Below are 19,565 nucleotides of genomic sequence, written 5' to 3'. Positions count from 1 at the left end.
CCCCTCGCCTTTTTTATTTTCCGCCGATCGTTACAAAGAGCGTCAGGAGCGCCAGCATGCCGATGATCATCGCGAATGCGTAGTGGTAGATGTAGCCTGACTGCAGGAATCGCAACACACCGGCAAACCAGGCTACCGCGCGCGCGCTGCCGTTGACGATGCCGTCGATGACCACCTGGTCGCCCTCTTTCCACAGCCCCGTGCCGATGGCGACGGCGCCGCGTGCGAAGACGGCTTCGTTGAACTTGTCGAGGTAGTACTTGTTGTCGAGCAAACGGTAGATGAACGGGAAGCGCGCGGCGATCTTCGCCGGCAGCTCGGGCCGCTTCATATAGCAGTACCACGCGACGATTACACCAGCCGCGGCGAGATAGAGCGGCAGGCTGCTGATCGAATGCATGCCCATCGCGAACCAGCCGTGGAACTCTTCGCCCATCTCGGCCAACGCCGGATGGTTTGCGCCGATTTCGATGACCTTGTCGAACACGACGCCGTGCGCAAAGAAGTCGCCGAACAGTACCGGACCGATCGTCCAGGCGCCGATGATGACCGACGGAATCGCGAGCAGAACGAGCGGCAGCCAGATGACCCATGGCGACTCGTGCGGCTCGACGGCATGGCCATGACCGTGCGCGGCATGAGCGGGCGCATGCGCATCCGCCCCGGCATGCGCATCGGCGGCCGAATGCTTGACGTTGCGGAAACGCTCTTCGCCGTGGAACACCATGAAGTACATGCGGAACGAATACAGCGCCGTGATGAACACGCTCGCGACGACCGCGAAGTACGCAAAGCCCGAACCCGGCAGATGCGAGAGCTTCACCGCATCGATGATCGAGTCCTTCGAATAGAAGCCCGAGAAGAACGGCGTGCCGATCAGCGCGAGATTGCCGAGCAGCATCGTGATCCAGGTGATCGGCATGTACTTGCGCAGGCCGCCCATATTGCGCATGTCCTGGTCGTGGTGCAGGCCGACGATCACCGAGCCGGCCGCGAGGAACAGCAGCGCCTTGAAGAACGCGTGCGTCATCAGGTGAAACACAGCGACCGGATAGACCGAGGCGCCGAGCGCAACCGTCATGTAGCCGAGTTGCGAGAGCGTCGAGTAGGCGACCACCCGCTTGATATCGTTCTGCACGACACCCAGGAAGCCCATGAACAGCGCCGTGATCGCGCCGATCACCATGACGAACGACAGCGCGCTATCCGAAAGTTCGAACAGCGGCGACATCCGCGTGACCATGAAGATACCGGCGGTCACCATCGTCGCCGCGTGGATCAGCGCGGAGATCGGGGTCGGGCCTTCCATCGAGTCCGGCAGCCAGACGTGCAGCGGGAACTGGGCCGACTTGCCCATCGCGCCGATGAACAGGCAGATGCAGGCCACGGTCAGCAAACCCCAGTGCGTACCTGGGAACACCATGGCCGCGAGTTCCGTGCGATGCGCGAACACGTCGCCGTAGTTCAGCGATCCCGCATAGCCGAGCAGCAGGCCGATGCCGAGGAGGAAGCCGAAGTCGCCGATGCGGTTCACGAGGAAAGCCTTCAGGTTCGCGTACACAGCCGACTGGCGGGTGTAGTAGAAGCCGATCAGCAGGTACGACACGAGCCCCACTGCTTCCCAGCCAAAGAACAGCTGCACGAAGTTGTTGCTCATCACGAGCATCAGCATCGAGAACGTGAACAGCGAGATGTACGAGAAGAAGCGCTGGTAGCCGGTTTCCTCGTCAGCCATGTAGCCAATCGTGTAGATATGCACCATCAGCGACACGAAGGTCACCACGCACATCATCATCGCGGTCAGCGAATCGACCAGGAAACCGACTTCGAATTTCAGCGAGCCGGCGCCATAGGGCACCTGCATCCATTCGTAGATCGTCGCGTTGAAGCTCGCGCCACCGAGCACGTCGAAGAGCACCATCATGGACAGCACAAAGGAGATCGCGACGCTGAGGATCGTCACGCGATGCGCGCCGACGCGGCCGATCGCGTTGCCGAACAGACCGGCAATCAGCGAGCCGGCGAGAGGTGCAAGCGGGATCGCGAGCAGCAGGGTTTGATTGAGTGTCGTTGGCATAACAGCTTCGGATTCGCCCTTGAATTAACCTTTGAGCCGGTCCAGATCCTCGACATTGATCGTGTCGAGATTGCGGAACAGCGTAACCAGGATCGCAAGGCCGATCGCTGCTTCTGCGGCAGCGACGGTCAGCACGAAGAACACAAACACCTGCCCGTGAACATCGCCGAGGTAATGCGAAAACGCGACGAAGTTCGTATTGACGGCGAGCAGCATCAACTCAATTGCCATCAGGATGATGATGACGTTGCGGCGGTTCAGGAAGATGCCGACGATGCTGATTGCAAACAGAATCGCGCCCAGAACCAGATAATGTGGAAGGGAGACCATATGAGTATCCTTGCTCAGTGCACCTGACCGGCGCCGGAGTTGCCGGGCGCTTCGGGATCTTGGGACGGTTCGGGGTTGGGGTCGAACTGCGGCGAGACTTCCGAGCCCATCTTGACGATGCGCACGCGATCCTTGGCCTTCACGCGCAGCTGGTCGGCGATGACCTGGCGCTTGCTGTCCTTGCTGTGCTTGAGGGTGAGGGCCAGCGCGGCGATGATCGCGACGAGCAGTATGAGGCCGGCGACCTCGAACGCGAAGATGTAGTCGGTATAGATCAGCTTGCCGATGATCCGCGTGTTCGACCAGCCCTGCGCGCTCGCGGCATCCTGCACCGGTGCGGCGATACCCGCATAACCGTGCCACAAGATCAGCGCGGCCTCGATGACCATGATGCCGCCGATGATCGTCGCGACTGGCACGAAGCGCTTGAAGTCTCGTCGCAGCACGTCGGTGTTGATGTCCAGCATCATCACCACGAACAGGAACAGCACCATCACGGCCCCGACGTAGACGAGCACCAGCAGGATCGCGAGGAACTCGGCCTTCAGCAGCATCCAGACCGCAGCGGCATTGAAGAACGCCAGCACGAGAAACAAGGCGGACTGCACCGGATTGGGCGCAGTAATCACCCGCAACGCGGAGACCACGAGGATCGCCGAGAAGACATAGAACAGAACGGTCGTGAATTCCATTTTTACCGGATCATCGTTGGACGGCTGCGAGGCAGCCGACGGTGGATCGGAGGGTGCACCGCGCGGCCGGGGCCGCATGCGGTGCAGATATCAACCGCATCAACGGTACGGCGCATCGGCCGCCTTGGCCGCTGCGATTTCCGTTTCGTAGCGGTCGCCGACCGCGAGCAGCATGTCCTTCGTGAAGTACAGGTCGCCGCGCTTTTCACCGTGGTACTCGAGAATGTGGGTCTCGACGATCGAGTCGACCGGACAGCTTTCTTCGCAGAAGCCGCAGAAGATGCATTTGGTCAGGTCGATGTCGTAGCGCGTGGTCCGGCGCGTGTTGTCAGCACGCGTTTCCGATTCGATCGTGATCGCGAGCGCCGGGCATACCGCTTCGCAGAGCTTGCAGGCGATGCAGCGCTCCTCGCCGTTTTCATAGCGGCGCAGCGCATGCAGGCCGCGGAAACGCGGCGAGATCGGCGTCTTCTCTTCCGGGAACTGCACCGTGATCTTGCGCGCGAACGCGTACTTGCCCGTGAGGGCCATGCCGCGCAGCAGCTCGGTCAGCAGGAAGGTGCTGAAAAAACTCTTGATGGAGGAAATCATGGTTCGGTCCGTCCTTACTTCCAGATATTCCACGGCGACATGAGCCAGAAGCCGACGATCACCAGCCAGACCACCGACACCGGGATAAAGATCTTCCAGCCCAGACGCATGATCTGGTCATAGCGGTAACGCGGGAACGTGGCCCGCACCCAGATGAACACCGACAACAGCGCGAAGACCTTCAGGACCAGCCAGAAAATGCCGGGGATGAAGTCAAGGAAACCGAACGGCGCCGACCAGCCGCCGAGGAACAACGTTGCCGCGATCGCCGAGATGACGATCATGTTGATGTACTCGCCCAGGAAGAACAGCGCGAACGCCATGCCCGAGTAGTCGACCATGTGGCCCGCGACGATTTCCGACTCGCCTTCGACGACGTCGAATGGATGGCGGTTGGTTTCGGCGATGCCCGAAATGAAGTAGACGGCGAACATCGGCAGCAGCGGAAGCCAGTTCCACGAGAGGACATTGATGCCGTGGCTTGCAAAGATCCCACGTTCCTGCGACATCACGATATCGGACAGGTTGAGGCTGCCCGATGTCATCAGCACAACGACGAGCGCGAAACCCATCGCAATTTCGTACGAGACCATCTGCGCGGCGGCGCGCATCGCACCGAGGAACGCATACTTCGAGTTCGATGCCCAGCCCGCGAGAATCACGCCGTAGACGCCGATCGACGAGATCGACATCACATAGAGCAGGCCCGCGTTGATGTCGCCGAGCACGACCTTGGCCTGGAACGGGATCACCGCCCAGACCGCGAAAGCCGGCGTCACGACCATGATCGGCGCGATGATGTAGAGCCATTTGGTCGACTGCGTCGGGTCGATGACTTCCTTGAGCAGCAGCTTGAGCACGTCGGCGATCGGCTGCAGCAAGCCTGCGGGGCCCACGCGGTTCGGCCCGAGCCGCACGTGCATCCAGCCGATCAGCTTGCGTTCCCAGAGAATCAGGTAGGCGACAGACAGCAGGATCGCGACGGCGACCACGAGGATGCGCACGAGCGCCCACACCGTCGGCCACGCGACCCCGAGGGCATGGCCCCCGGCTGAGTTGATCGAATCGTACAAGGTCATTTAGGCCTTCTCCACCACCAGTTCACCGAACATGCCGCCGAGCTGAGCGGAGGCGGACGTTGCGGCCGGCACACGGACCACGTTGGCCGGCAGGTTGTTGTCGAGCACAGCGGGCAGCGTCACCGACAGCTCGCCCTGACGAATACGAACCGCGTCGCCGTGGTCGAGGCCGAGGCGCTCGAACAGCGAGCCCGGCAGCGAGGCGCGGACCGCGACCTTCGCCGCATGCGTGAGCTGCAGCGATTGGGCGCGGCGCACGAGCGCATCGGCGTGATAGATCGGCACGTCGGCGAGGCGCTCGAAGCTGCCCGGCGCTGCCCCACCCTTCTCAGCGTTGCCCAGCGAGGGCGCGACCGTCGTGACGTTCGACAGTTTCGACGCGATGTCCAGCTTGCCCAGCGCCGCGTCGCGAACCTGTTCCGACGTATCGAATTCGAAGCCCGGCAGGCCCAGCAGGTTGCCGAGCACACGCAGCACCTTCCAGGCCGGACGCGTATCGCCGAGCGGGCGCACCACGCCGTTGAAGCTCTGCACGGTCCCTTCGGCGTTGACGAAGGTTCCCGACGTTTCCGTGAATGGCGCGATCGGCAGCATCACGTCCGCATACTCGGCGCCATGCTTGAACGCCGACAGCGAGATGACCATCTCGGCGCGGTTGAGTGCGGCGAGGGCCTGCTGCGGATGGGCCGTGTCGAATTCCGCTTCGACATTCATCAGCACATACGCCTTGCGCGGATCGGCGAACGCCTGCGCGGCGTTCAGGCCATTGTCGCCCGGCAATGCGCCGACCAGATGCGCACCGACTGTATTGCCCGCCTCGGTCAGGAAACCGAGCGTCGCACCCGTCGTATCGGCGATGAACTGCGCGGCTGCATGAATCCGCGCGAACTCCGGATGCTGGACGGCAGCGTTGCCGAGCAGCACGACGCGCTGTTCGCCGGCGACCAGCGAGGTCGCGGCCGCACGGCCTTCATCGGAGGCCTTCGCATCGGCGAACGCGGCCGGTGCGGCAACGCCCTTCGCTTCGGCGACCGCGGCGGCAATGCCCGCGAGTTCGGTAACCCAGCCCGAGGGCGCGACCACGACACGGCGCGCGGTCGGGATCAGCGAATCGTCGCCGCTTGCGTTGAGCAGCGTGATCTTCGCCCCGCCCTTCGCGGCCTGACGCAGGCGCGCGGCGAACAAGGCATGGTCGCGGCGCAGGAACGAGCCGATCACGAGCGCGGCATCGACCGTGCTCAGGTTCGCGATCGGCAGTCCGAGCCACGGCGTCGCGCCGGCCGGTGCGCTGAAATCGGTCTGCCGCAGGCGGAAATCGACGTTCGGCGTACCGAAGCCGGCCGCGAGCTGCTTGAGCAGATACAGTTCTTCGACCGTGCTGTGTGGGCTCGCGAGCGCGGCGATCGAGGCGGCGCCATGTTCGGACTTGATATTGCCGAGGCCGTTCGCGACGTATTCGAGCGCGGTCTGCCAGTCGACTTCACGCCATTCGTTGCCCTGCTTGAGCATGGGCTGCGTGAGGCGCTCGGCGCTGTTGAGCGCTTCGTACGAGAAGCGGTCCTTGTCCGAGATCCAGCATTCGTTGATCGCTTCGTTCTCGAGCGGCAGCACGCGCATCACGCGGTTGTTCTTGACCTGCACGATCACGTTCGCGCCGGTGCCGTCATGCGGGCTCACCGACTTGCGGCGCGACAGCTCCCAGGTCCGCGCGCTGTAGCGGAACGGCTTGGAGGTCAGCGCACCGACCGGGCACAGGTCGATCATATTGCCCGACAGTTCGGAATCGACCGAGTTGCCGACGAACGAGGTGATTTCCGAGTGTTCGCCGCGGCCGAGCATGCCGAGTTCCATGACCCCGGCCACTTCCTGGCCGAAGCGCACGCAGCGCGTGCAGTGAATGCAGCGCGTCATCTCTTCCATCGAGATCAGCGGGCCGACATTCTTGTGGAACACCACACGCTTTTCTTCGCTGTAGCGCGACGACGACTTGCCGTAACCGACCGCGAGATCCTGGAGCTGGCATTCGCCGCCCTGGTCGCAGATCGGGCAGTCGAGCGGGTGATTGATCAGCAGGAATTCCATGACGGACTGCTGTGCCTTGACCGCCTTGTCGGATCGGGTCCGCACGATCATGCCGGCGGCGACGGGTGTCGCGCAGGCGGGCACGGCCTTCGGTACCTTTTCGACATCGACCAGGCACATCCGGCAGTTCGCCGCGATCGACAGCTTTTTGTGATAGCAGAAATGCGGGATGTAGGTGTCCACCTTCTGCGCAGCCTGGATCACCATGCTGCCTGCGGGAACCTCAACCTTCTTGCCGTCTATTTCGAGTTCAACCATGATCTGACTCAGGCGAGTGCTTCAGCCGGCACGAGACAATGCTTGTGCTCGACGTGATATTCGAATTCGTCCCAGAAGTGCTTCAGCATCCCGCGCACCGGCATGGCCGCCGCGTCGCCGAGCGCACAGATGGTGCGACCCATGATGTTCTCCGCAACCGAGTTCAGCAGGTCGAGGTCTTCCTTGCGGCCCTGCCCATGTTCGATCCGGTTCACCACGCGATAGAGCCAGCCCGTGCCTTCGCGGCAGGGCGTGCATTGGCCGCACGATTCTTCATAGTAGAAATACGACAGGCGCAGCAGCGAGCGCACCATGCAGCGCGTCTCGTCCATCACGATCACCGCGCCCGAGCCCAGCATCGAGCCGGCCTTCGCGATCGAGTCGTAGTCCATGTCGGTCGCCATCATCATCTCGCCCGGGATCACGGGCGCTGACGAACCACCCGGAATCACGGCCTTGATCTGCCGGCCGCCGCGCATGCCGCCCGCGAGTTCGAGCAGCTTCGAGAACGGCGTGCCGAGCGGGATCTCGTAGTTGCCCGGCCTTTCAACGTCGCCCGAGATCGAGAAGATCTTCGAGCCACCGTTATTCGGCTTGCCCATCTCCAGATACTTCTGCGGGCCGATGGCCAGCAGGAAAGGCACGGCGGAAAACGTCTCGGTGTTGTTGATCGTGGTCGGCTTGCCGAACAGGCCAAAGCTCGCCGGGAAAGGCGGCTTGAAACGCGGCTGGCCCTTCTTGCCTTCGAGCGATTCGAGCAGCGCGGTTTCTTCGCCGCAGATGTAGGCGCCGTAGCCGTGGTGCGCATGCAGCTCGAACGAGAAGCCCGAGTTCAGGATGTTCGCGCCGAGATAACCGGCCGCACGGGCTTGTTCAAGGGCTTCTTCGAAGCGCTCGTATTCGGCCCAGATCTCGCCGTGGATATAGTTGTATCCGACCGTGATCCCCATCGCATACGCGCCAATGGCCATGCCTTCGATCAGCGCATGCGGGTTGTAGCGCAGGATGTCGCGGTCCTTGAACGTGCCCGGCTCGCCTTCGTCCGAATTGCAGACGAGGTATTTCTGCCCCGGGAACTGGCGCGGCATGAAGCTCCACTTGAGGCCGGTCGGGAAGCCCGCACCGCCGCGGCCCCGCAGGCCCGACGCCTTGACGTCGGCAATCACCTGCTCGGGAGGAATCTTTTCTTCGAGAATCTTGCGCAGCTGCGCATAGCCGCCGCGTGCGACGTAGTCTTCGAGACGCCAGTTCTCGCCATTCAGGCCGGCGAGGATCAGCGGATCAATGTGGCGATCGTGCAAGGACGTCATTTGGATAGTTCCTCGAGCATCTGGTCGATCTTCTCGCGGCTCATGAAGCTGCACATCTTCGTGTTGTTGACGATCATCACCGGCGCGTCACCGCATGCACCCATGCATTCGCCTTCCTTCAGCGTGAACTTGCCGTCGGCGGTGGTCTCGTTAAAATCGATGCCCAGCTTCTGCTTCACATAGTTCGCCGCGTCCTCGCCGCCGCCGAGCTGGCAGGGCAGGTTCGTGCAGATCGTGATCTTCGACTCGCCGACCGGCGAGGTGTCGTACATCGCGTAGAACGTCGCGACTTCCTGCACCGCGATCGCGGGCATGCCAAGATAGTCCGCCACGGCCTCCATCACATCGGGCGACAGCCAACCGTGCTCGCCCTGCGCAACCGCAAGGGCGTGCATCACGGCAGACTGTTTCCGATCCGCGGGGTACTTCGCGACCGCGCGATCGATTTTCTTAAGGGCTTCAGCAGAGAGCATTTTGAACCTTCAGTCTTAGCGATCGACTTCGCCGAACACGATGTCCTGTGTGCCGATAATCGTCACCGCATCGGCAATCATGTGACCCTTCGCCATCTCGTCGAGCGCCGACAAGTGCGCAAAGCCCGGCGCACGGATCTTGAGGCGGTACGGTTTGTTTGCGCCGTCCGAAACCAGATAGATACCGAATTCGCCCTTCGGGTGTTCGACGGCTGCGTAGGTTTCGCCTTCGGGCACGTGGAAGCCTTCAGTGAAGAGCTTGAAGTGATGGATCAGCTCTTCCATGTTCGACTTCATCGCGACGCGCTTCGGCGGCGTGACCTTGTGGTTGTCGATCATGACGGGGCCGGGGTTCTTGCGCAGCCACTCGACGCACTGGCGCACGAGTCGGGTCGACTGGCGCATTTCCTCGACCCGTACGAGATAGCGGTCGTAGCAATCGCCGTTCACGCCGACCGGGATGTCGAACTGCAGCTTGTCGTAGACCTCGTAGGGCTGCTTCTTGCGCAGATCCCATTCGATGCCCGAACCGCGCAGCATGGCGCCCGACATGCCGAGCGCAAGTGCGCGCTCGGGCGTCACGACGCCGATGCCGACCAGGCGCTGTTTCCAGATCCGGTTGTCGGTCAACAGTGTTTCGTATTCGTCGATATGCGACGGAAAACGTTGTGCGAAATCGTCGATGAAGTCGAGCAGCGAACCCTGGCGGTTCTCGTTCATCCTCGACAGCGCTTTCGCATTGCGGATTTTCGAAGCCTTGTACTGCGGCATCGAATCCGGCAGGTCGCGATAGACGCCGCCCGGACGATAGTAGGCCGCGTGCATGCGCGCGCCCGACACGGCTTCGTAGACGTCCATCAGGTCTTCACGTTCGCGGAACGCGTAGAGGAATACCGCCATCGCGCCGACGTCGAGTGCGTGCGCGCCGATCCACATCAGGTGGTTCAGCATCCGCGTGATCTCATCGAACATCACGCGGATGTATTTCGCGCGCTCGGGTATCTCGATGCCGAGCAGCTTCTCGATCGCCATCACATACGCATGCTCGTTGACCATCATCGACACGTAGTCGAGACGGTCCATATACGGCACGGACTGGATGAAGGTCTTGCTCTCGGCGAGCTTCTCGGTCGCGCGGTGCAGCAGGCCGATATGCGGATCGGCGCGCTGGATCACTTCACCGTCGAGTTCGAGCACGAGGCGCAGCACACCGTGCGCGGCAGGGTGCTGAGGCCCGAAGTTAAGCGTGTAGTTTTTGATATCGGCCATGGCGGGAACCTATTGTAGGGTGCTGGCTCGGAGGCTTCAGTGCTTGAGACCACCGTAACGATCTTCGCGGATCACGCGCGGCGTGATTTCGCGAGGCTCGATCGTCACGGGCTGATACACCACGCGTTTCGCTTCCGGGTCGTAGCGCATTTCGACGTACCCCGACAGCGGGAAGTCCTTGCGGAAGGGGTGACCGATGAAGCCATAGTCGGTCAGGATCCGGCGCAGGTCCGGGTGGCCTTCGAAGACGATGCCATACAGGTCGAAGGCTTCGCGCTCGAACCAGTTCACACCGTTCCAGATATCGATGACCGACGGCACGATCGGCATGTCGTCGTTCTCGGCGAACACGCGCACCCGCAGGCGCCAGTTATGGGTGATCGACAACAGATGCAGCACGGCGGCGAAGCGCGGGCCATCATAGGCGCCATCGCCGAAAGCGAGATAATCGATGCCGGCGACGTCCATGCACTGTTCGAAGCGCAGCGAGGGATCGTCGCGCAATTGCATGCAGACTGCGAGATAGTCCGCGGGCTTGACGACCGCGGTCAGCTGGTCCAGGTCCTCGGTCAGGCTCTGGAGGCGGCCGCCAAGCGCCGCCTCGAGATTGGCCTTCAAGGTCTCGAGTTTACTTGTCATGATGGGGGCTCGGCGTTACTGGCGGGCGATGGTGCTGGTACGGCGAATCTTCGCCTGCAGCTGGATGATCCCGTAGACGAGCGCTTCGGCCGTCGGCGGGCAACCCGGCACATAGACGTCGACTGGAACGATACGGTCGCAACCGCGCACGACAGAGTACGAATAGTGGTAGTAACCGCCACCGTTTGCACACGAACCCATCGAGATCACCCAACGGGGTTCGGCCATCTGGTCGTACACCTTGCGCAGGGCCGGCGCCATCTTGTTGCACAGCGTGCCCGCGACGATCATCACATCCGACTGGCGCGGGCTTGGACGAAACACCACACCGAAGCGGTCGAGGTCATAACGGGCAGCGCCCGCATGCATCATCTCGACCGCGCAACATGCAAGACCGAACGTCATCGGCCATAGTGAGCCGGTACGCGTCCAGTTGATCAGCTTGTCAGCCGTCGTGGTGACAAACCCTTCCTTCAAGACCCCTTCGATACTCATTTGCCTTTCGCTCCAGGCAGGCATCCGGTCCGGAGCTTGACTCCCCCGCAACGCCCGCATCGATCATGCTACGCGCGTCATTCCCAATCAAGCCCACCCTTTTTCCAGATGTAAGCAAAGCCGAGCAGAAATTCCAGCAGGAAGATCATCATCGCGATGAATCCGGTCCAGCCGATATCCCTGAGCGCCACGCCCCACGGAAAGAGGAAGGCAGTTTCAAGATCGAAAATGATGAAGAGGATTGCAACGAGGTAGTAGCGGACGTCGAACTTCATCCGGGCGTCCTCGAACGCTTCGAAACCGCACTCGTACGGCGCGTTCTTCGCGCTATCCGGCTTGTGGGGGCCCAGGACCTTGCCAACGCCGATCAACGCCATGCCCAGACCGACGCCCACCATGATGAAGAGCAGAACGGGGAAATAGGGTGCGAGGTTCACGGCCTTCCTCTGTCGGTTGATTCAGAGTGCCAGCCGCAACGACGCTACGGCCGGAGGATTCAAGCCGCGCCAAGACCAAGTAAATCAGTCGTGTATCACAGCCTTGAAAAAAACAATGCCAGCCAAGCACTCACGCATCTGGCTGGCATCTGTTTTATTGGTGCCGACGGCGAGACTCGAACTCGCACAGCTTTCGCCACTACCCCCTCAAGATAGCGTGTCTACCAATTTCACCACGTCGGCACTACTGCATTCCGTCCTCTTAAACCGCGTCACTCTTTGCGGTTGGGACTGAACGTTTCAAGACCAAGATTGTAACGGGTTGTTCTTGATTGTTCAACGCCGCAATGTGCAGTTTGTTTAAAAATTCTTAAACATCGCAGGGCTTATTTTGGAACGTCCTGACCCGGCGCCGAGGAAGCAACCGGAGCAGCCGGTACAGCCGACGCCCCGCTTGCCGAAGCCGATGCCGCCGCGGGTGCGCTGGCTGCCGGAATGGCGCCGAGCACGCCTGCCGAGACCTGCGACTTGTATGAACCGAGGTAGGTCAGGGCCAGCGTGCAGATGAAGAACACCGTGGCAAGCACGGCCGTGGTACGCGACAGGAAATTGGCCGAACCCGTCGCGCCGAACAGGCTGCCCGAGGAGCCGCTGCCGAAGGCCGCACCCATATCGGCGCCCTTGCCGTGTTGAAGTAAGACAAGGCCGATCACGCCGAGCGCGGACAGCACCTGCAATACGATAATCAAGCTTTTGAACAACAGCATTTGAATTCCACCCAATCTTCCAATGTTTGATGCCGGCCCGGTATCGAGCGATCGTAAAATATTCGTAAGCAACGCGCAGTGGCGCGCCTGATGCGACTTTAATTCAACCTCATTGGCGATACCCGTCGTTTCACGACGCAATGCGACGTTTCAACGACGGTTTATCACCGGCGATCCATCCAGGCGGCGGTATTCAGACCACCCGGCACCGCTACCCGGCATCGGCCATCCCGACACCTGCTACCCAAGCGCCCACTGCCCGGCACCCGCCTCGCAGATCGGCAGGAACTTGTCCGCCGAGAGAGACGCGCCGCCGACCAGCCCGCCATCGACGTTCGGCACCGCAAACAAGGCCGCCGCATTCTCGGGTTTCAGACTGCCGCCGTACAGCACGGGAATCCGCCCGACCGCTTCGCCCTTCGCCGCGAGTTGCCCGCGCAGGAACGCGTGCACATCGCGTACATCGTCGACACCCGCGCTCGTGCCCGATCCGATTGCCCAGACAGGCTCATACGCGAGCACCATCGAGGCCGCCTGCTCAACGCTCAGGCGGTCGAGCACCGCGCTCAGCTGCGCGCTCAGCACCCGCTCGGTGAACGCATACTCGCGCTCTTCGGCGGTCTCGCCCACGCAGACGATCGGCGTCAAGCCCGCCTCGAGCGCGCGCTCGGCCTTTTCGGCCACGAGAATCGCGCCCTCGCGATGGTATTCGCGCCGCTCCGAGTGCCCGACGATCGCATAACGGGTACCGAAATCGGCAGCCATGACTGCCGATACCTCGCCCGTGTAAGCGCCCTCGTGATGCGACGACAAGTCCTGCACGCCCCATTCCACTCGACTGCCCGCAAGCAGCGCATTGGCTTGCGCGAGATACGGAAAGGGTACGCACACACCTACTTTCAGCCCGGGAGGCATGGACTTCATCCCATCGACCAGCGCATTCAACAGAACCTCGTTGCTGCGCAAGCCACCATGCATCTTCCAGTTACCAATAACCAGCTTCGTGCTGACCGACGATTCAGGCATTCTCGACATGCAATTCGCCCCGCATTTCTGCAGTCCATCAGACGAATGACCGAAAGGGGCCTCACTGCCCCCCACGGTTGCTCTTCTTTTCCGATCGACCGGGTTTTGGCCACAAAATGTGCCGCGCCACCTTGGTGCTTCCGGCGCTGACAAAGCACACGCAAAATCCCGTAATTCTAGCTTCCGGCCTTCAGTGGGGCAAACCAGCGCTAGTGGGAGCGTTACCAGTCGATCGCAATGCCGAGGGCGAAGAGTATCACTTCTATCATATCCCTTACCATTCCAACATGATCTTCCCGATGTGCGTGCTGCTTTCCATGAGGGTGTGCGCGTCGGCCGCCCGCGCCGCCGGGAACACTTTATAGATCACCGGCTTGATGCGGCCCGAGCCCAACAGAGGCCAGACGTGCTCGTAGAGCCGCGCGGCGATCGCGCCCTTGAAGGCGATTGGCCGCGGGCGCAGGGTCGAGCCCGTGATCGTCAGGCGGCGCCGCATGATGTCCGCGAGCGGCACCTCGGCCTTCGTGCCGCCGAGCGTCGCGATCAGACAGAGCCGGCCGCCCTCGGCCAGCACCTTGAGTTCGCGCGGCACGTAGTCGCCCGCGACCATGTCGAGCACGACGTCGGCGCCATGGCCATGCGTCAGCTCGTTGACGACCTCGACAAAATCCTCGGTCCGGTAGTTGATGCCGCGCTCGGCGCCGAGCGCTTCGATCGCACGGCATTTTTCGTCGGAGCCGGCCGTGGCGAACACCCGATGGCCGAGCGCTTCGGCGATCTGGACCGCCGTCACACCGATTCCGCTCGTACCGCCCTGCACGAGCAGCACTTCCGACTCACCGCCTTCCCCGCGTCCGAGGCCCGAGCGGTCCATCACATTGCTCCAGACCGTGAAGTAGTTCTCGGGCAGCGATGCCGCTTCGACATCGCTGAGGCTGCCTGGAACAGGCAGGCATTGCAGCAGGGGCGCCGTCGCGTATTGCGCATAGCCGCCACCCGGCAGCAGCGCGCACACGCGGTCGCCCTTCTTGAAATGCCAGCGGTTGTCGGACGAATCGAAATCGCCGTCAACGATCTCGCCCGCGATCTCGAGACCCGGCAAATCCGACGCGCCGGCGGGCGGCGCGTAGTTGCCGCAGCGCTGGAACACATCGGGCCGGTTGATGCCCGACGCGGTCACGCGAATCAGCACTTCGCCCTTGCCCGCCACGGGCGTCGGCCGTTCGCAGACCTTCAGGACCTCGGGACCGCCAAACTGGGAAATTTCGATTGCGAGCATGTCAATGTCTTCAATAAGTGGGAAGCGACAAAATACCGGAAATCGGGATAAAACGGGGTGCAGCAGCCGTGCTGCCCGCGCCGGCTGGACCCACGTCATGGCAATGCCGGGCGCCGGCGCCATGGCCGATCGCTGTCCGCTTGCTCAAGCGCCCCGTACCGCGCATTTGCTCGGCCCGAAAAAAAACCGGCTCGCAGTCACCTGCCAGCCGGTTCCATCGGTCCACCACCTCGCGAGGCGTGGCGGACCCCTCATGCACAACGCTTACTGCGGCTGGCTTTCGCCGCCCTGCGGTGCGCCGCCTTCGTTCAGCAGCGCCTTGGCCGACAAGCGCACACGACCCTTTTCATCTGTCTGGATGACCTTGACCTTCACGGCCTGGCCTTCCTTCAGATAGTCGTTGATGTCCTTGATCCGCTCGTTGGCGATCTCGGAGATATGCAGCAGACCGTCCTTGCCCGGCAGGATATTCACGATCGCACCGAAGTCCAGCAGCTTGAGCACCGTGCCGTCGTACACCTGACCGACTTCGACTTCGGCCGTGATGTTCTCGATGCGGCGCTTGGCTTCCGCCATGCCCTCGCTGCTCGTGCTCGCGATCGTGATCACGCCGTCCTCGCCGATGTCGATCGTCGTGCCCGTTTCCTCGGTCAGCGCGCGGATCACCGAACCACCCTTGCCGATCACGTCGCGGATCTTTTCCGGATTGATCTTCAGCGTGATCATGCGCGGGGCGAATTCCGACAGCTCGGTACGCGCGCCCGTCACGGCTTCCTGCATCTTGCCGAGGATGTGCAGACGGCCTTCACGCGCCTGCGCGAGCGCGACCTGCATGATTTCCTTCGTGATGCCCTGGATCTTGATGTCCATCTGCAGCGCGGTCACGCCGTTCGACGTGCCGGCCACCTTGAAGTCCATGTCACCGAGGTGGTCTTCGTCGCCGAGGATATCGGTCAGCACGGCAAAGCGGTTTTCCTCGAGGATCAGGCCCATCGCGATACCCGCGACGTGCGAGCTCAGCGGCACGCCCGCGTCCATCATGGCCAGCGAGCCGCCGCAGACGGATGCCATCGACGACGAACCGTTCGACTCGGTGATTTCCGAGACCACGCGGATCGTGTAGCCGAATTCTTCCGGCGTCGGCAGCGTTGCGACGAGCGCCCGCTTGGCGAGACGGCCGTGACCGATTTCGCGGCGCTTGGGCGAACCCACGCGGCCGGTTTCGCCGGTCGCGAACGGGGGCATGTTGTAGTGGAGCATGAAGCGCTCGCGGTACTCGCCGTCGATCGCGTCGATGATCTGCTCGTCGCCCTTCGTGCCGAGCGTAGCGACGACCAGCGCCTGCGTTTCGCCGCGCGTGAACAGCGCCGAGCCGTGGGTCCGCGGCAGCACGCCGGTACGGATCGTGATCGGACGCACGGTGCGCGTGTCGCGACCGTCGATGCGCGGTTCGCCGTTCAGGATCTGGCTACGCACGATCTTCGCTTCGATCGCGAACAGGATATCGCCGACGACAGCGCTATCGGCCGCCGGTGCACCTTGGGCGACTTGCTCGGCCAGCTTGGCCGTCACGTTTGCGTACAGTGCCTTGAGCTTTTCGCTGCGCTGCGACTTTTCGCGGATCTGGTAGATGGCACGCAGTTCGGCGTCGGCGATTTCGGTCACGCGCGCGATCAGTGCATCGTCGCTCGCGGCCGGCTGCCAGTCCCACTCCGGCTTGCCGCCGTCGCGAACCAGTTCATGGATCACGTCGATCGCGGTCTGCATCTGCTCGTGGCCGAACACCACGGCGCCGAGCATCACTTCTTCGGAAAGCTGTTGTGCTTCGGACTCGACCATCAGCACGGCACGCTCGGTACCGGCAACGACGAGGTCGAGCTTCGATTCCTTGATCTGCGAACGCGTCGGATTCAGCACGTACTGGTCGTTGATATAGGCCACGCGTGCGGCACCGACCGGCCCGTTGAACGGCAGGCCCGACACCGCGAGTGCGGCCGAGGCGCCGATCAGCGCGGCGATATCGGCCGGCACTTCGGGGTTCACCGACAGGACGTGGATCACGACCTGCACTTCATTGAGGAAACCCTCGGGGAAAAGCGGACGCAGCGGACGATCGATCAGGCGCGAAATCAGCGTTTCGCCTTCGGACGGACGGCCTTCACGACGGAAAAAGCCGCCCGGGATCTTGCCGGCAGCGTAGGTCTTCTCGATGTAGTCAACCGTCAGCGGGAAAAAAGACTGACCCGGCTTGGCGGTCTTCGCGCCGACGACGGTCGCGAGAATCACGGTTTCATCAATGTCGACCAGCACCGCGCCGCTTGCCTGGCGGGCGATTTCACCGGTCTCGAGGCGCACCTTGTGCTGACCCCACTGAAATTCCTTGACGATCTTGTTAAACATTTTCACTCCTTCTCAATATGCCGCGCTCCATGCGGCGCGGCGCGCGACGGCAGCCGGGCGCGAGAGCGGAGGAGAGTTATGCCATTCCATCGGCGCGCGGAAAGCGTGCGCTGCTGGAATGACACAAGCATTCCGCTGACGTACCCGGTCCGTATAACCAGGTGTGCGCTAGGCGTAACGGCGCACAGTGAACAGCGACGCACGAACAAAACGCATAAAACAAAATGCCTGCATCAGCGGGAGGCTGATACAGGCATCGCTGGGCGAGGCGAAAGCCAGGCGCTTACTTACGCAGGCCGAGTTGCTCGATCAGCGAGCGGTAGCGGTCCGCATCCTTGCCCTTCAGGTAGTCGAGCAATTTGCGACGACGGCTCACCATGCGCAGCAGACCGCGACGGCTGTGGTGATCCTTCATATGCGCCTTGAAGTGACCGGTAAGCTCGTTGATGCGCGTGGTCAGCAGAGCGACCTGCACTTCGGGCGAACCGGTATCGTTGGCTGCACGCGCGAACTTCGCGACGATTTCCGACTTCTTGATTTCAGCGACAGACATGATTTTTCCTTTGAATCTGACAGGCGGTCACGGAAGAAAGGCCGTGCCGTGGATTTTCGACGATGCTTCGACATGGGCCGTGCACTGGCACGGCCTCTTTCATAACACGACTTCACACCACTACTTGACGCTCCGGCCGCGGTCGGCCAAAACGACAGGAGAAGCATTGTAGCACAGCGTCCCCGGCCGCCCGGCCCCAATCGTCGGGTGCGAACCGACGGGGCCACCCTGTGCCGCGCCCGGCTCGTCCACGATCGGTCCGGCCGGCTTGCGCCCTCCGCCGGGCTTGCCTCAGGGCATGCACTCAGGGGCGTTCCATCTTGCACGTGGTCGGCAGGACGGTCTTGTCGGCAGACAGCGCCTTGACAGTGCGGAAGCCATAGCCCGAGCCTTCCGCGTCGTGCGGCACGCCCTTCGCCCCCTGATGCGCCATCTCCATGACATAAAGCGGCTGGATCAACTGGTGATCGTCGGCACGCATCCATGACGGATGGAAATCGGTACCCGGATCGAAGCGCAAATTCTCGAGCGCCTTCGCGACCGGGACCGCATCGGTGCTGCCGGCCTTCTCGATCGCCTGTGCAAGCATGTCGATCATCACGGTCACACGCAACACCGGCCAGTCGTCGGCGGGCTTCGGCCAGCGTGCCTTGTAGCCCGAGTAGAACGCATCGGAGCCCGCGCCCTCGACGTTCTGGTGCCATTCGGCGACCGCCTGCACGCGACCCACGCCGGCATCGCCGATCGCGGCGGCCGCGCCCAGGCTGTTCGCGTAGAAGGTGTAGAAGCGCGTGTTCAGGCCGCCGTCGTGCGCGGCCTTGACCAGCAACGTGAGGTCATTGCCATAGTTGCCGGTGATCACCGCATCCGCTCCGCTTGCACGGATCTTCGAGATATAGGGCGTGAAATCCGTGACCTTGCCGACCGGGTGGAATTCGTCTCCGACGATCGCGATGTCCGGCCGCTTCTTCGCAAGCATCGACCGCGCAAGCGTGCTGACCTGATGACCAAAGCTGTAGTCCTGGTCGAGCAGGTAGATCTTCTTGACGCTCTTCTCACCTTCGATCACATCGGTCAGCGCATTCATGCGCATGCCCGCATGCGCATCGAAGCGGAAATGCCAGAAGCTGCAGTTCGCGTCGGTGAGCGCGGGATCGACCGCCGAATAATTGAGGAACAGCAGCCGTTCGTCGGGCTCGCGTGCGTTGTGCTTGTCGAGCGCCGCCTCGAGCGCCGCGGCGACTGCCGAACTATTGCCTTGCAGGACGAAGCGGACATGCGCATCTTCGGCCGCGCGCAATTGGGCGAGCGCCTGATCCGCGATCCCCTTCGTATCGAGTACGTCCAGTTCGAACGGATGTGCGCCGTCGGGCAGCCTGACACCGCCACGCGCATTGAGCGCTTCGATCGCATAGCGAAGATTGCGTTCGATCGCGGCGCCGCCGTTCGCGAACGGGCCCGACATGCCTTCGAGCAGCGCAAGATGAATCGGCTCGCCCGCGGCGGCATGCGCGATGCCCGGCCCGACGGCCCCGATGCCTGCCATCGCGAAACTGGCGAGTGCAAACGGCCGACCGGTCGCCAGCCGCGCAAGCGTGACCCGCATCAGGCGAGGAATAAAGCGCATGCGCGGGCCGTTAGTCGAATGTGACCCGGTGCGGCTCGCCAGGCAGGGCACGATGTTTCGGTAAGACAGGCGAAAAAAAGCACGACGCATCGGTAGATCCTTGCTGAACCAGCGCGGATCATAGCAGCCGGTCTCAGCTGCAGTCAGTCGCCGGCGCTTCACCCGATGGCCCTCGCCGATC

The 19,565-nt window shown here is 62.4% G+C and carries 18 protein-coding genes and 1 tRNA gene; all 19 read right to left on the bottom strand.

The window, feature by feature from the left end; translation table 11 throughout:
• Nucleotides 1–13 precede the first annotated feature (13 nt).
• Nucleotides 14–2,077 (bottom strand): NADH-quinone oxidoreductase subunit L, encoded by a 2,064-nt coding sequence (gene nuoL, locus HV670_RS10285; RefSeq protein WP_175104678.1) that lies wholly within the window; start codon nucleotides 2,075–2,077, stop codon nucleotides 14–16.
• A gap of 24 nt (nucleotides 2,078–2,101) precedes the next feature.
• A complete protein-coding gene (gene nuoK, locus HV670_RS10280) occupies nucleotides 2,102–2,407 on the bottom strand; it encodes an NADH-quinone oxidoreductase subunit NuoK (RefSeq protein WP_175104677.1) in 306 nt (101 codons plus the stop codon).
• A gap of 14 nt (nucleotides 2,408–2,421) precedes the next feature.
• Complete coding sequence (locus tag HV670_RS10275) at nucleotides 2,422–3,099, bottom strand: NADH-quinone oxidoreductase subunit J (RefSeq protein WP_175104676.1); 678 nt, start codon at nucleotides 3,097–3,099, stop codon at nucleotides 2,422–2,424.
• A gap of 99 nt (nucleotides 3,100–3,198) precedes the next feature.
• On the bottom strand, nucleotides 3,199–3,690 hold the full coding sequence (nuoI, locus tag HV670_RS10270; protein WP_425511410.1) for an NADH-quinone oxidoreductase subunit NuoI: 492 nt from the start codon (nucleotides 3,688–3,690) through the stop codon (nucleotides 3,199–3,201).
• A 14-nt stretch (nucleotides 3,691–3,704) separates the two neighbouring features.
• Nucleotides 3,705–4,769: an NADH-quinone oxidoreductase subunit NuoH gene (gene nuoH / locus HV670_RS10265; RefSeq protein ID WP_175104675.1), complete on the bottom strand. Its 1,065-nt coding sequence runs from the start codon at nucleotides 4,767–4,769 to the stop codon at nucleotides 3,705–3,707.
• Entirely contained in the window at nucleotides 4,770–7,109 is a 2,340-nt protein-coding gene (nuoG, locus tag HV670_RS10260) for an NADH-quinone oxidoreductase subunit NuoG (protein ID WP_175104674.1), read from the bottom strand.
• Between the two features lie 8 nt (nucleotides 7,110–7,117).
• Nucleotides 7,118–8,419 carry an NADH-quinone oxidoreductase subunit NuoF gene (nuoF, locus tag HV670_RS10255; protein ID WP_175104673.1) on the bottom strand — a complete coding sequence of 434 codons (1,302 nt, stop codon included), beginning with the start codon at nucleotides 8,417–8,419 and terminating at the stop codon, nucleotides 7,118–7,120.
• Nucleotides 8,416–8,892: an NADH-quinone oxidoreductase subunit NuoE gene (nuoE, locus tag HV670_RS10250; RefSeq protein ID WP_175104672.1), complete on the bottom strand. Its 477-nt coding sequence runs from the start codon at nucleotides 8,890–8,892 to the stop codon at nucleotides 8,416–8,418. Before nuoE ends, nuoF begins: the two co-directional genes overlap by 4 nt.
• 15 nt (nucleotides 8,893–8,907) lie before the next feature.
• On the bottom strand, nucleotides 8,908–10,161 hold the full coding sequence (locus tag HV670_RS10245) for an NADH-quinone oxidoreductase subunit D (RefSeq protein ID WP_175104671.1): 1,254 nt from the start codon (nucleotides 10,159–10,161) through the stop codon (nucleotides 8,908–8,910).
• A gap of 36 nt (nucleotides 10,162–10,197) precedes the next feature.
• The gene (locus tag HV670_RS10240) at nucleotides 10,198–10,800 is read right to left on the bottom strand and encodes an NADH-quinone oxidoreductase subunit C (RefSeq protein ID WP_175104670.1); all 603 of its coding nucleotides are present in this window, start codon (nucleotides 10,798–10,800) and stop codon (nucleotides 10,198–10,200) included.
• Between the two features lie 15 nt (nucleotides 10,801–10,815).
• On the bottom strand, nucleotides 10,816–11,295 hold the full coding sequence (locus HV670_RS10235; protein ID WP_035534401.1) for a NuoB/complex I 20 kDa subunit family protein: 480 nt from the start codon (nucleotides 11,293–11,295) through the stop codon (nucleotides 10,816–10,818).
• Nucleotides 11,296–11,372: 77 nt separating this feature from the next.
• Nucleotides 11,373–11,732: an NADH-quinone oxidoreductase subunit A gene (locus HV670_RS10230; RefSeq protein ID WP_175104669.1), complete on the bottom strand. Its 360-nt coding sequence runs from the start codon at nucleotides 11,730–11,732 to the stop codon at nucleotides 11,373–11,375.
• Nucleotides 11,733–11,890: 158 nt separating this feature from the next.
• Nucleotides 11,891–11,975 (bottom strand) — tRNA-Leu (locus tag HV670_RS10225).
• Nucleotides 11,976–12,118: 143 nt separating this feature from the next.
• Nucleotides 12,119–12,499, bottom strand: coding sequence for a preprotein translocase subunit SecG (gene secG, locus HV670_RS10220; RefSeq protein WP_175104668.1), 381 nt, complete (start codon nucleotides 12,497–12,499; stop codon nucleotides 12,119–12,121).
• A 240-nt stretch (nucleotides 12,500–12,739) separates the two neighbouring features.
• Nucleotides 12,740–13,534 carry a triose-phosphate isomerase gene (tpiA, locus tag HV670_RS10215; RefSeq protein ID WP_246257200.1) on the bottom strand — a complete coding sequence of 265 codons (795 nt, stop codon included), beginning with the start codon at nucleotides 13,532–13,534 and terminating at the stop codon, nucleotides 12,740–12,742.
• Nucleotides 13,535–13,799: 265 nt separating this feature from the next.
• Nucleotides 13,800–14,804, bottom strand: coding sequence for an NAD(P)H-quinone oxidoreductase (locus HV670_RS10210; RefSeq protein WP_175104667.1), 1,005 nt, complete (start codon nucleotides 14,802–14,804; stop codon nucleotides 13,800–13,802).
• A gap of 264 nt (nucleotides 14,805–15,068) precedes the next feature.
• Nucleotides 15,069–17,210 carry a polyribonucleotide nucleotidyltransferase gene (gene pnp / locus HV670_RS10205; protein ID WP_175104666.1) on the bottom strand — a complete coding sequence of 714 codons (2,142 nt, stop codon included), beginning with the start codon at nucleotides 17,208–17,210 and terminating at the stop codon, nucleotides 15,069–15,071.
• A gap of 277 nt (nucleotides 17,211–17,487) precedes the next feature.
• Nucleotides 17,488–17,757 carry a 30S ribosomal protein S15 gene (gene rpsO / locus HV670_RS10200; RefSeq protein WP_175104665.1) on the bottom strand — a complete coding sequence of 90 codons (270 nt, stop codon included), beginning with the start codon at nucleotides 17,755–17,757 and terminating at the stop codon, nucleotides 17,488–17,490.
• Nucleotides 17,758–18,061: 304 nt separating this feature from the next.
• The gene (locus HV670_RS10195; RefSeq protein WP_246257211.1) at nucleotides 18,062–19,303 is read right to left on the bottom strand and encodes a branched-chain amino acid ABC transporter substrate-binding protein; all 1,242 of its coding nucleotides are present in this window, start codon (nucleotides 19,301–19,303) and stop codon (nucleotides 18,062–18,064) included.
• Nucleotides 19,304–19,565 lie beyond the last annotated feature (262 nt).

This window comes from Pararobbsia alpina (assembly GCF_902859895.1).
Classification (GTDB): domain Bacteria; phylum Pseudomonadota; class Gammaproteobacteria; order Burkholderiales; family Burkholderiaceae; genus Pararobbsia; species Pararobbsia alpina.
The sequence above is the reverse complement of the archived record's forward strand: the minus strand, read 5'-3'. Positions and strand labels throughout refer to the sequence as shown.

Bases quoted from the DNA above. Each gene is read 5' to 3' on its own strand.
- nuoL (WP_175104678.1), bottom strand. From the start codon at position 2,077: ATGCCAACGACACTCAATCAAACCCTGCTGCTCGCGATCCCGCTTGCA.
- nuoK (WP_175104677.1), bottom strand. From the start codon at position 2,407: ATGGTCTCCCTTCCACATTATCTGGTTCTGGGCGCGATTCTGTTTGCA.
- HV670_RS10275 (WP_175104676.1), bottom strand. From the start codon at position 3,099: ATGGAATTCACGACCGTTCTGTTCTATGTCTTCTCGGCGATCCTCGTG.
- nuoI (WP_425511410.1), bottom strand. From the start codon at position 3,690: ATGATTTCCTCCATCAAGAGTTTTTTCAGCACCTTCCTGCTGACCGAG.
- nuoH (WP_175104675.1), bottom strand. From the start codon at position 4,769: ATGACCTTGTACGATTCGATCAACTCAGCCGGGGGCCATGCCCTCGGG.
- nuoG (WP_175104674.1), bottom strand. From the start codon at position 7,109: ATGGTTGAACTCGAAATAGACGGCAAGAAGGTTGAGGTTCCCGCAGGC.
- nuoF (WP_175104673.1), bottom strand. From the start codon at position 8,419: ATGACGTCCTTGCACGATCGCCACATTGATCCGCTGATCCTCGCCGGC.
- nuoE (WP_175104672.1), bottom strand. From the start codon at position 8,892: ATGCTCTCTGCTGAAGCCCTTAAGAAAATCGATCGCGCGGTCGCGAAG.
- HV670_RS10245 (WP_175104671.1), bottom strand. From the start codon at position 10,161: ATGGCCGATATCAAAAACTACACGCTTAACTTCGGGCCTCAGCACCCT.
- HV670_RS10240 (WP_175104670.1), bottom strand. From the start codon at position 10,800: ATGACAAGTAAACTCGAGACCTTGAAGGCCAATCTCGAGGCGGCGCTT.
- HV670_RS10235 (WP_035534401.1), bottom strand. From the start codon at position 11,295: ATGAGTATCGAAGGGGTCTTGAAGGAAGGGTTTGTCACCACGACGGCT.
- secG (WP_175104668.1), bottom strand. From the start codon at position 12,499: ATGCTGTTGTTCAAAAGCTTGATTATCGTATTGCAGGTGCTGTCCGCG.
- tpiA (WP_246257200.1), bottom strand. From the start codon at position 13,534: ATGTCGAGAATGCCTGAATCGTCGGTCAGCACGAAGCTGGTTATTGGT.
- HV670_RS10210 (WP_175104667.1), bottom strand. From the start codon at position 14,804: ATGCTCGCAATCGAAATTTCCCAGTTTGGCGGTCCCGAGGTCCTGAAG.
- rpsO (WP_175104665.1), bottom strand. From the start codon at position 17,757: ATGTCTGTCGCTGAAATCAAGAAGTCGGAAATCGTCGCGAAGTTCGCG.
- HV670_RS10195 (WP_246257211.1), bottom strand. From the start codon at position 19,303: ATGGCAGGCATCGGGGCCGTCGGGCCGGGCATCGCGCATGCCGCCGCG.